Source organism: Microcystis sp. M53603_WE2 (assembly GCF_030065435.1).
On sequence record NZ_JASJFF010000466.1, the window covers coordinates 1 to 1,082 of the forward strand.

Here is a 1,082-nt window from a genome sequence, read left to right on the forward strand (position 1 = left end):
CCTTGGTACTGATCTACTACTTCCCCGTCCACTTCGATTTCGAGGATTGAGGTGGGCATCCTATCGATACTAGCGGGTTTCACACACATCTCATTCAGGGCATAAAATGCCTCGCTCACTGGCTGCGGGTTTCTTTTATCCCCTTCATAGATTCTGGCCTTTAACATCATCCGTTGTTGTACCGCGTAGTGGTCGGATTGTAAACGATCCCAGACCGTCTCCGTATCCTGGAAAATCTCAAAAGGTTCCGTTAAAAATCCCAGATGGCCGCCGACATTCACCGCTAAAATTGGAATGTCTTCCTGAGCTAAATAGCGAGCGGCGGCTAAAATGGTTCCATCTCCGCCCAAAACGATGGCGAGGTCGATTTTTCCCGATGCTGAGGCTAAAAATACGGGATAGGGATTATCTTTAAAGCCACTGGGTCCCATTAAAACTTTACACTGACGGGCTTCTAACTGTTTAGCGCATTTTTCCGCCCATGCTTTACTTTGGGGATGGTTGGCCTTGTGAGCGATGATGACTTGTTTTAACTGCACGGAGTTGAGACCTTGTTCGGAGGTTCTATATTTTTAACAATACCAAGACTGGGCAGATCGGGTGAAAAGTAACAGGTAAAAAAGGGGGTTGGGGGAATCACCTCGGCCTCACTGTAGCCAATTTGACAGAATTAATCGATAGATAAGGGTAAATGGAAGTAACTAGGATAAGCTCGCAGGTTTTAGCAATCTTATCCCGTTTTTTCCCTGTAACTGCTGTATCTATGCGGCTTTTTCCCAATTATCTCTCTCAACACCCCTACCACTTAATTTCCATGCAGAGTTATAATTGTATTAAGATGTGTAACAGTTCTCTGGCAAACTCTTGACAAAGGATAACAAATCTGCTCTCCCAAAAAACAGGAAAGGTTTTATTTCTATGACATTAATTCAAACCGCCCAATTATCGCTAGAAACTTTGGCTTTAGCCTTTTTTAAGCAGACAGAAGGACGCTGGCAATCCCAGAGACGTTATTACACCCTCACCCAAGAAACGGAACCCCAAGAAGTTATCAGCGCCATCGAGATTAAATATTTACCCCA

2 protein-coding genes are annotated in these 1,082 nt (G+C 44.4%); one reads left to right on the forward strand and one right to left on the reverse strand.

Features of this window, described 5'->3' with window-relative positions:
- A partial coding sequence (locus tag PX481_RS09670; protein ID WP_288094492.1) for an NAD(+)/NADH kinase occupies window positions 1-539 on the reverse strand: 539 nt, incomplete at its 3' end.
- A 379-nt stretch (window positions 540-918) separates the two neighbouring features.
- Between PX481_RS09670 and PX481_RS09675 the strand changes: the two genes are divergently transcribed.
- A partial coding sequence (locus PX481_RS09675) for a phycobiliprotein lyase (protein ID WP_288094493.1) occupies window positions 919-1,082 on the forward strand: 164 nt, incomplete at its 3' end.